General features: G+C 68.9%; 8 protein-coding genes. 1 reads left to right on the forward strand and 7 read right to left on the reverse strand.

Annotated features, from left to right (window positions below; all coding sequences use genetic code 11):
- Positions 1 to 8: 8 nt before the first annotated feature.
- The 4 genes from QTI17_RS13875 to QTI17_RS13890 all read right to left on the reverse strand — a co-directional run bounded on the left by QTI17_RS13875 (position 9) and on the right by QTI17_RS13890 (position 3,523).
- Positions 9 to 650 (reverse strand): glutathione S-transferase, encoded by a 642-nt coding sequence (locus QTI17_RS13875; protein WP_286533799.1) that lies wholly within the window; start codon positions 648 to 650, stop codon positions 9 to 11.
- A 107-nt stretch (positions 651 to 757) separates the two neighbouring features.
- Positions 758 to 1,972, reverse strand: coding sequence for an aminotransferase-like domain-containing protein (locus tag QTI17_RS13880; protein WP_286533801.1), 1,215 nt, complete (start codon positions 1,970 to 1,972; stop codon positions 758 to 760).
- A gap of 25 nt (positions 1,973 to 1,997) precedes the next feature.
- A complete protein-coding gene (locus QTI17_RS13885) occupies positions 1,998 to 2,927 on the reverse strand; it encodes a DMT family transporter (protein WP_286533803.1) in 930 nt (309 codons plus the stop codon).
- Positions 2,924 to 3,523: a LysE family translocator gene (locus QTI17_RS13890; RefSeq protein WP_286533804.1), complete on the reverse strand. Its 600-nt coding sequence runs from the start codon at positions 3,521 to 3,523 to the stop codon at positions 2,924 to 2,926. The genes QTI17_RS13885 and QTI17_RS13890 overlap by 4 nt, the downstream gene beginning before the upstream one ends.
- A 102-nt stretch (positions 3,524 to 3,625) precedes the next feature.
- Between QTI17_RS13890 and QTI17_RS13895 the strand changes: the two genes are divergently transcribed.
- On the forward strand, positions 3,626 to 5,050 hold the full coding sequence (locus QTI17_RS13895) for an aminotransferase-like domain-containing protein (protein ID WP_286533805.1): 1,425 nt from the start codon (positions 3,626 to 3,628) through the stop codon (positions 5,048 to 5,050).
- Between the two features lie 19 nt (positions 5,051 to 5,069).
- Here the strand turns inward: QTI17_RS13895 and QTI17_RS13900 are convergent, their stop codons facing one another.
- The 3 genes from QTI17_RS13900 to QTI17_RS13910 form a co-directional block, all read right to left on the reverse strand.
- Complete coding sequence (locus QTI17_RS13900; protein WP_286533806.1) at positions 5,070 to 6,815, reverse strand: phospholipase D family protein; 1,746 nt, start codon at positions 6,813 to 6,815, stop codon at positions 5,070 to 5,072.
- Between the two features lie 75 nt (positions 6,816 to 6,890).
- Complete coding sequence (locus QTI17_RS13905) at positions 6,891 to 8,792, reverse strand: ATP-binding cassette domain-containing protein (RefSeq protein ID WP_286533808.1); 1,902 nt, start codon at positions 8,790 to 8,792, stop codon at positions 6,891 to 6,893.
- 192 nt (positions 8,793 to 8,984) lie between these two features.
- A partial coding sequence (locus QTI17_RS13910) for a hypothetical protein (protein WP_286533809.1) occupies positions 8,985 to 9,304 on the reverse strand: 320 nt, incomplete at its 5' end.

Below are 9,304 nucleotides of genomic sequence, written 5' to 3' on the forward strand. Positions count from 1 at the left end.
GGTGGTGGTCATTCGAGGGCCAGGTCGAGCACGCCGCGGGCGGCGGCGCGGGTGCGCAGGTCGGCGAACCAGCGCTCGACATGCGGCCAGGCCGGCCGCGTGTATTCGGTCTGGGGCAGCCCGAACCAGCGGTGCGCCTCGCAGCCGACCGGGATGTCGGCCATCGTGAAATGGTCGCCGCACATGAACGCGCGGCTGGCGAGATGGGCGTCGAGCAGTGCGAACAGCGGCTCGGTGGCGCGCACCGAATAGGCGATCGCCTCGGGCTGCCGCTGCTCGGGCGGCGTCCGGATCCATTGCCTGAAGGCGCCGCCGCTGACCGGGTTCAAGGTGGTCTGCTGCCAGTCCATCCAGCGTTCGGCGTCGAAGCGTGCGGCCAGCGGCTCGGGATAGAGCTTGCCGGGCGAGTGCTTGGCGCACAGGTAGCGCACGATCACGTTCGACTCCCACAGCGTGACCCGGTCGGCGCCCTCGCCGTCGTCGATGGTCGGCACCATGGCGTTCGGGTTGAGCTGCAGGTATTCGGGCGTCTGCACCACGCCGAAGCGGCCGCCCGCCTCGGTGCGCTGGAAATCGAGCCCGAGTTCCTGGGCGCACCAGACCACTTTGCGCACGTTGATGGAGCTGATGCGCCCCCAGATATTGAGCATGTCGGAGATCCTTCGATGGACGAGGCGAGCGTGAGCCGTAGCGCCGGCCCGCCATCATCGCAGCGAGCAGAGCGCGCTGGAAGCCGTTGCTGCGGCCTTTTCTTTTGTCAGGCGGGGCTGGCGGCCAGCTGCCGCTGCACCTCGGCCGCCATGTGGTGGGCCAGCTGTTCGCGCACGACCTCGGCCAGGGCGGCGATCGCGGTGTCGATCTCGTCGACGCTGGCGGTCACGAAGGACAGGCGCAAGGTGCGCGGATCGCCCTGGCCGGCATAGAAAGGCGCGCCCGGCACGAAGGCCACGCCGCGCTCGACCGCCTTCGGCAGCAGCGCCACGGTATCGATGCCCTCGGGCAGCCGCACCCACAGGAACATGCCGCCGGCCGGCTTGACGAACTCGACCGACAGGCCTTTCATCTCGCGCTGCAGCGCCGCCACCATGGCCTCGCACTGGCGCTTGTAGAGGGCGCGGATGGTCGGCACGTGGCGCGACAGGAAGCCGTCCTTCATGACCTCGTGGACCATGCGCTGGTTGAAGCTCGGCGAATGCAGGTCGGCCGCCTGCTTGGCCTGCAGCAGCTTGGGGAAGATCGCCTTGGGCGCCACCATGAAGCCCAGGCGCAGGCCCGGTGCCAGCACCTTCGAGAACGAGCCCAGGTAGATGCAGCCTTCGGGGTTGCGGGCCGTGAGCGGCAGCGCCGGCGCGCTGTCGAACCAGAGCTCGCCGTAGGGGTTGTCCTCGACGATCGGCAGGCCGGCCTTGGCGGCGGCGGCCGACACCGCGGCGCGGCGCTCCTCGGTCATGGTGCGGCCGGTCGGGTTCTGGAAGTTGGGCAGCAGGTAGATGAAGCGCGCGTCCTGCGCCTTGGCAACCATGTCGTCGACCACCACGCCCTCGTTGTCGCTGGCGACGCTGACCGGCTCCGGCTCCATCGGCGAGAAGGCCTGTAGCGCGCCGAGGTAGGTCGGCGTCTCGACCAGCACCCGGCTGCCGGGGTCCAGCAGCACCTTGGCGACAAGGTCCAGGCCCTGCTGCGAGCCGGTGGTGATCAGCACCTGCGCCGGGTCGACCGGCCAGGGCAGCATCGCGGCCACCGCTTCGCGCAGCGGGGTGTAGCCTTCGCTCGCGCCGTACTGCAGGGCGGCCTGGCCGTCCTTGTGCAGCACTTCGGCGCAGGCTTCGGCGAAGGCGTTGATCGGGAAGGCCTTGGGCGAGGGCAGGCCGCCGGCCAGGCTGATGATGCCGGGGCGTTCGGTGACCTTGAGGATTTCACGCAGCACCGAAGGATTCATCTTTTCGGCGCGGGCGGCGAGTTTCCAGTTCATGTTGTTTCCTTTGGAGTGCGAGAGACTAACGGGAGGCCGCGGCGGCGACCAGCGGCGCGCGCGGCTGGGACAGCTTCTTGCCTGCGACCACGGTGGCCACCACGGCCGCGGCGAAGCCGAGGGTGACGACATCGAGCGGCTCGCCGAGCAGCGGCACGGCCGCCAGGATCGAGAGGAACGGCTGCAGCAGCTGGGTCTGGCTGACGCGCAGGGCGCCGCCCATGGCCAGTCCGCGGTACCAGGCGAAGAAGCCCATCCACATCGAGAATACGCCGACGTAGACGAAGCCGACCCAGGCCGAAGCCGCCACCGGCTGTGCGGGCCACAGCACCAGGGTGCCGGGCAAGGTCACCGGGAGCGCCATCGCGCAGACCCAGCAGATCACGCGCTCGGCGCCGAGCGCCGGCGTCACCTGGGCGCCGTAGATGTAGCCCAGCGATGCCGCCACGACCGCGCCCACCAGCAGCACGTCGGCCCACTCGAAGCCGAAACCGCCGCCGTGCGACTGGGCCCGCAGCACCGAGAACGCGACCACCAGCGCACTGCCGGCGATGGCGCAGAGCCAGAAGCCCAGGCGCGCGCGCTGGTGCAGCACCCAGGCGGCGCAGGCCGCGGTCACCAGCGGCAGCAGCGCGGTGATCACCGCGGCATGGCTGGCACTGACCACGCGCAGCGCATAGGCGAGCAGCAAGGGGTAGCCGATCGCGTTGCCGAGCACCGCCATGCCGAGCGGCTTCCAGTGCACGCGCTGCGGTCGCGGCGAGCGGGTGACGAGCAGAAATATCACCGACAGGACGCCGGCCAGCGCCGCCCGCCCGAGCGTCACGAACCAGGGCGAGAGCTGCGGGGCGGCCTGCGTCCCGGTCGCCAGCCGGGTCATCGGCAGCGTCACCGCGAAGATGGCGACGCCGAGCACGCCCAGCCACATGCCGAGGGTTTCGTCCCTGGTCTTCATGCGCCCGCCATCCACCAGGCCGTGAGTGCCAGCAGGGCCGCCATCGCGCGGTTGAACCACAGCAGGCGCTGTCCCTGGGCCAGCCAGTGGCGCAGCACGGCGCCGGCCAGCGCATAGAGGAAGTTGCTGGCGAAGGCATAGACCAGCATCACCGGCGCCACGATCGCGTAGCGCTGCAAGGCATCGGGCTGGCCGGCGATGAAGTTGGCGACCAGGGTCAGAGCCAGCAGCCAGGCCTTGATGTTGAGGAACTGGAGCATCACGCCCTGCTTGAAGCCGACCCGCAGCTGCGCGCCGTCGGCCTGGCCGAGGGCCCGGCTGCCGCTGAGCTTCCAGGCCAGCCAGAGCAGGTAGGCGATGCCGAAGGCCTTGATGAACCAGCGCAGCGAAGGCGCCGCGACCACCAGGGCGCCGATGCCGGCCGCACACAGGGCGAGCAGCAGGCTCCAGCCGACCGGCACCGCCCAGACGAAGCGCATGGCGCGGGGCAGGCCGCCGTTGGCGGCGAGCGCGGTCGACAGCGTGGTGTTGGGGCCCGGCGAGAAACTCATCGCCGTGGCCAACACCAGCAGCGCAGTGAATTCTTGCCAGTTCATGGGACACACTTTAAACTGATGACCATTACAGTACCGGTACAGATAAACGAACATAGGCGCTGTCTGTATCGGTCGGCTCATTGACACAGAACAATACGCGTCATGCTGACACGAACCTCCGCCCAGTCACTGACCGGGCAGCTCGCCGACCGCTTTTCCGAGCGGATCCGCAACCGCTTGCTGCCGCCCGGCGCGCGGCTCCCCTCGGTGCGAGAGTGTGCGCGCCAGCAGGGCGTGAGCCCGCACACCGTGGTTGCCGCCTACGATCAATTGCTCGCCCAGGGCCTGGTCGAGGCGCGCCGCCAGCGCGGCTTCTACGTGCGCGATTCGGGCCCCGTCGCGGGTCCGCCGCCGGACAGCGCCGGCCCGGCGCCGGCCCTGGCACCCGCGCCCCTGGTGGCGGCCGATGCCAGCACGCTCATCCGCGGCATGTTCCATCGCCCGAGCGACAAGCCGCAGCCCGGCATGGGCGTCTTTCCGCCCGACTGGCTCGAATCGACCTTCATGCCGGCGGCGGTGCGCCGGGTGACCAGCGGCAAGGCGCTGCAGGAACTGTCGCTGCAATATGGCGAGCCGGCGGGCGACGGCAGCCTGCGGCGCAGCCTGTCGACCCGGCTGGCCGCCATCAGCGTGCCGGCCGCGCCCGAGCAGATCGTGACCACCATCGGCGCCACCCATGCGCTCGACATCGTGAGCCGCACCCTGCTGCGGCCCGGCGATCCCGTGATGGTCGAGGAGCCGGGCTGGGCGCTCGAGTTCGCGCGACTCGAGGCGCTGGGCATGCGCATCCTGCCGGTGCCGCGCAAGGCCGACGGCCCCGACCTGGAGGTGATGGAGCGCTACTGCACGGCGGGCGACGCCCACAAGCCCAAGCTCTTCGTCAGCGTGAGCGTGCTGCACAACCCGACCGGCTACAGCCTGACGCCGGGCAGCGCGCATCGGGTGCTGCAGCTCGCCAACCGGCACGACTTCCACATCGTCGAGGACGACACCTACAGCCACCTGGCGCCCGAACACGCGACCCGCCTCTGCGCGATGGACGGGCTGCAGCGCACCATCTATGTCGGCGGCTTCGCCAAGATCCTGGCGCCCAACTGGCGCATCGGCTTCGTCGCCGCCTCGCCGGCGCTGATCGGCCGCCTGCTCGAGACCAAGCTGCTCGCGACCCTGACCTCGCCCGCGCTGTTCGAGCGCGCGTTGGCCTGGTGCATCGACCAGGGCCAGCTGCGCCGGCATGCCGAGCGGGTGCGCGTCAGGCTCGACGGCGCCCGCGGCCGCACGGTCAAGCTGGCGCTGGCCGCCGGCTGCACGCTGGCCTCGGAGCCGGCCGGCCTGTTCGGCTGGGTCGACACCGGTGTCGACACCGACGCGCTGACCCAGCGCATGCTCGACGAGGGTTATCTGCTGGCGCCCGGCTCGTTGTTCCATGCCCGGCGGCCGCCGACCACGCTGATGCGGATCAACTTCGCGACCGCGCAGGACGCGGCCTTCTGGAAGGTGTTCGCGAGGGTCCGCGACCAGATCTGACCGGGGCTGCGCCCAGCGCTCAGAGCAGGGCGTCCGGTGCCAGGGGGCCGAAGAGCTTCACCATCGCCCGCAGGCCCGCGCTGGTGTCGGGCTCGGCGGTGGCGTCCTCGAGGCCGCTGCCTTCGGGCGCCTTCCACACCATGCGCCCGTCGCTGCGCACCACGTGCCAGGCGCCTTCGCGCATCACCTGGTCGATTTTCTGGGCGGCCGTCCGCGACAGCGTGTCGCTGCGCACCAGCACTGCGATCTCGGTGTTCTGGTGCTGCGAGCGCAGGTCCAGGTTCATCGACCCGACCACCAGCAGCCGGCCGTCGATCACCAGCACCTTCGAATGCAGCATCGAGCGCGATCCGCCCGGCGCGCTGCCGCCGCCGCTGCCTGAACCGAATGCGTTGCCGAGTCCGGCCTGCTCGCTGCGCAGTTCGTAGAGCTCCACGCCCATCGCGAGCAGTTCGTCGCGATGCCGGGCGTAGCCCACATGGGCCACGGGCGCATCGTTCGACGCCAGTGAGTTGGTCAGCACGCGGATTCGCACCCCACGGGCCCGGGCCGCGGCGAAGGCCTGTTTCATGTCGGCGCCGGGCACGAAATAGGGCGAGATCACCAGCAGGTCGCTGCGGGCCTGGCCGATCAGCTGCAGCAGTCCATCGACCACCGTCTCGCCATCGGCCGCGGCGTCGGCTGCGGCAGCAAGCGACGCATCGTTCTTTGCGGCCCCGCCCTGCGGGCGCCGGCCCGTCTGCGTCACCGTGAGTCCGGGTGCCTTGCCGACATCGGCGCTGGCATTGGCGCCGTCCGGCGGGATCTTGCCCGGCTTGTCGGCCAGCACGACCGCCGGGGCCCAGACGAAATCGGCGGTCCGGAGGTCCAATGGCCGTTCGTCCCAGACCTGCGCGCGGACCTCGGCGGCGGACGCGCCGGTGTCCGCTGCGCCATCGGCCGGCGGCGGGTTGCCGGCCTGCCGTTCGCGCTCCGCCTTGGCGTCGGCGCGCGCCTGCTCGCGGATCTGGTCCAGTTCCTTGGCCGTCACCAAGGACTGCACCGGGTAGGCGCGCTCGTTGTTCCAGTAGGCGTCGAAGCTGCGCGACAGGTCCTGCACCAGCGGCCCCGCCACCAGCACGTCGAGATCGATGAAGTTGCCCTTGCGGTCCTTGCCGAAGTAGGCGTCGCCGAGGTTCCGGCCGCCGGCCACCGCCAGCACGTTGTCGGCAATGAACAGCTTGTTGTGCATGCGCTGCTGGATCCGCGCGGCATCGTCGATGGAGCCGAACAGCCGGCCCAGCGTCGAGGCGCGGGCGCCCGCCAGCGGATTGAACATCCGCATCTCTACATTCGGCACCAGCGCCATTCGCATCACGACCGCGTCCCGGCCGGTGCTGTGCAGATCGTCGAGCAGGATTCGAACCCGCACGCCGCGCTCGGCGGCCTCGCGCACCGCCTTCAGCAGCCGGGCCGTGCTGGCGTCGGCGTGGATCGCGTAGTACTGCAGGTCCAGCGTCTTGCGGGCGCCCTCGACCAGCGCCAGCCGACTGCCATACGCGGCCGGTGCCCCGTCGAGCAGGACGAAGCCGGATTCGTAGCGCGTGCCGGCGGCGGCCCGCCGCTGCTGCACCAGCTCGCCCAGCGGTGTCGTTGCGGGAGCGGGCAGCGCGGTCGAGACCGGCCGATCGACGTTCTTGGGCAGTTCCGCGCAGCCCCCGAGGCCCAAGGCCAGGACGAGTGCGAGACAGGCTGCGGTTCGCCCGAGGGCGTTTCTGAAGGGCATGCGGCGAGGAAAAGAGCGAGGACGGCGCTATATATAGAGCGCCGTCGTCCCCCGTCGCGTCGGACAAAGCCTCCGCTAGCCTGCGGACCCGAGCGCTTCCCAGCGTTCCAGTGCGGCCATCAGCTCTTCGTCGATGCGGGCATGGCGCTCGGCCAGCTCGGCCGCGCGCGATGCGTCGGTGGCGTAGATCGCGCCGCCGTCGAGCGCCAGGATTTCGCTGATCCGCTTCTGTTCATCCTCGAGCTCGGCGATCCGCCCCGGCAGCGTCTCGAGTTCGCGCTGTTCCTTGTAGCTGAGCTTCTTGCGGGTCGCCACGGGCTTTGCGGCGGGCGCGGGGGGCGGCGCGGCAGTGACCGGGGCCGCGGCGGGCGGCGGCGCGGCCGCGGCGCGTTGCTGGGCGATCTCGCGGGCACGCTTGGATTGGGTCAGCCAGTCCTGCACGCTGCCCTCGTACTCGCGCCAGCGACCGTCGCCCTCGAAGGCGATGGTGCTGGTCACCACGTTGTCGAGGAAGGTCCGGTCATGGCTCACCAGGAACACGGTGCCGTCGTAGTTCTGCAGCAGGTCCTCGAGCAGTTCCAGCGTGTCGATGTCGAGGTCGTTGGTCGGCTCGTCGAGCACCAGCACGTTGGCCGGCCGCGCGAACAGGCGGGCCAGCAGCAGCCGGTTGCGCTCGCCGCCGCTCAGCGAGCGCACCGGCGAATGGGCGCGCGCCGGCGAGAACAGGAAATCGGCCAGGTAGCTCTTGACGTGCTTGCGCTGGCTGCCGATCTCGATCCATTCGCTCCCCGGGCTGATGAAGTCTTCGAGCGTGGCGTCCAGGTTCAGCGCGTTGCGCATCTGGTCGAAATAGGCCACCTGCAGGTTGGCGCCACGGCGGATCTTGCCGGCATCGGGCTCGAGCTCTCCGAGGATCAGCTTCAGCAGCGTGGTCTTGCCGGCGCCGTTGGGGCCGATCAGGCCGACCTTGTCGCCGCGCAGGATGGTGCCCGTGAAGCCGCGGATCACGGTCTTGTCGCCGAAGGACTTCGTCGCCTCGGTCAGCTCCGCCACGATCTTGCCGCTCGACTGCCCCGAGGCCACGTCCATGTTCACGCTGCCCTGCACCTCGCGCCGCGACGCGCGGTTGGCGCGCAGCTCCTGCAGCCGGCTGATGCGGCTCTGGCTGCGTGTGCGGCGCGCCTCCACGCCTTTGCGGATCCAGATCTCCTCCTGCGCCAGCAGCTTGTCGGCCTTGGCATTGATCACCGCTTCCTGGGCCAGCTGCTCTTCCTTCTGTAGAAGGTACTGCTCGAAATTGCCCGGGTAGGAGCCGAGCTTGCCGCGGTCGAGCTCCACGATCCGGGTGGCGACCCGGTTCAGGAAGCTGCGGTCGTGGGTGATGGTCACCACGCTGCCCTTGAAGTCGATCAGCAGCTGCTCCAGCCACTCGATCGAATCGAGGTCCAGGTGGTTGGTGGGCTCGTCCAGCAGCAGCACGTCGGGGGCGGCCACCAGTGCCTGCGCCAGGGCGACGCGCTTGCGCGTGCCGCCGGACAGCGAGCCGACACGGGCGGCGCCATCGAGATGCAGCCGATGCAGCGTCTCTTCCACGCGCTGTTCCCAGTTCCAGGCATCGAAGGACTCGATCTGGGACTGCAGGGCGTCCAGGTCCAGCCCGGGCGCGCCCGACAGGTACTGGTCGCGGATCGCGATCACCTCGCCCAGTCCCGCGCTGGCGGCCGTGAAGACGTCCGCCTCCATGTCCAGCACGGGCTCCTGGGCGACATAGGTCACGCGCACGTTCTGTTGTATCTGGAGCGTGCCGTCGTCGGGCTTCTCGAGCCCCGCCAGTATCTTGAGCAGCGAGGACTTGCCCGCGCCGTTGCGGCCGATCAGGCCGATGCGCTCCGCTTCGATGAGAGAGAAGTCCGCATGGTCGAGCAGCGGGACGTGGCCGAACGCGAGTTGCGCGTCGAGGAGTGTGATGAGTGCCATGTGGGAGCGATTATCGGAGCGAAGTGCTGGCGAGGCCCCAAAAGTGTCATATACTCGTAGGCTCGGCTAAACGCGAAGGTAACTTCGCCGGGTTCCTGGAAGGAAACTTCAAGGGACCACACAAGAAGAAGATCGAAAGATCGCCGAGAACAAAAAAGGCCCTTCGGTCTTGATCTGGTTCTAAAAACTGTGTCATAATCGAAGGCTCCGCTGAAAACGACGGCGACGAAGCAGCTTCCGGGTTGCGAGTTGATCGAAGTGACTGGCGGGAGAGAAAAAGCCTCTCGAGGTTGACGAAGTCGAAAAAACTGTGTCATAATCGAAGGCTCCGCAGAAAACGCGAACTGCAGCGGCTTCCCAGTGAAGCGGTTGTGAGAAGCGAAAGAAAGCGAAAAAAGTTTGCCGGTTCTTAAAAAACCGTGTCATAATCGAAGGCTCCGCTGATCGCAGCGAAGCAAGCAAAACAAGAGATTGTTTTGACGGATCGTTAAAAATATACAGCCGATAAGCGT

It is taken from the genome of Variovorax sp. J31P179 (assembly GCF_030316985.1).
In the GTDB taxonomy this organism is placed as follows: domain Bacteria; phylum Pseudomonadota; class Gammaproteobacteria; order Burkholderiales; family Burkholderiaceae_C; genus Variovorax; species Variovorax ginsengisoli_B.

Coding starts and splice junctions, on each gene's coding strand:
- QTI17_RS13875 (WP_286533799.1), bottom strand. CDS start 650: ATGCTCAATATCTGGGGGCGCATCAGCTCCATCAACGTGCGCAAAGTG.
- QTI17_RS13880 (WP_286533801.1), bottom strand. CDS start 1,972: ATGAACTGGAAACTCGCCGCCCGCGCCGAAAAGATGAATCCTTCGGTG.
- QTI17_RS13885 (WP_286533803.1), bottom strand. CDS start 2,927: ATGAAGACCAGGGACGAAACCCTCGGCATGTGGCTGGGCGTGCTCGGC.
- QTI17_RS13890 (WP_286533804.1), bottom strand. CDS start 3,523: ATGAACTGGCAAGAATTCACTGCGCTGCTGGTGTTGGCCACGGCGATG.
- QTI17_RS13895 (WP_286533805.1), top strand. CDS start 3,626: ATGCTGACACGAACCTCCGCCCAGTCACTGACCGGGCAGCTCGCCGAC.
- QTI17_RS13900 (WP_286533806.1), bottom strand. CDS start 6,815: ATGCCCTTCAGAAACGCCCTCGGGCGAACCGCAGCCTGTCTCGCACTC.
- QTI17_RS13905 (WP_286533808.1), bottom strand. CDS start 8,792: ATGGCACTCATCACACTCCTCGACGCGCAACTCGCGTTCGGCCACGTC.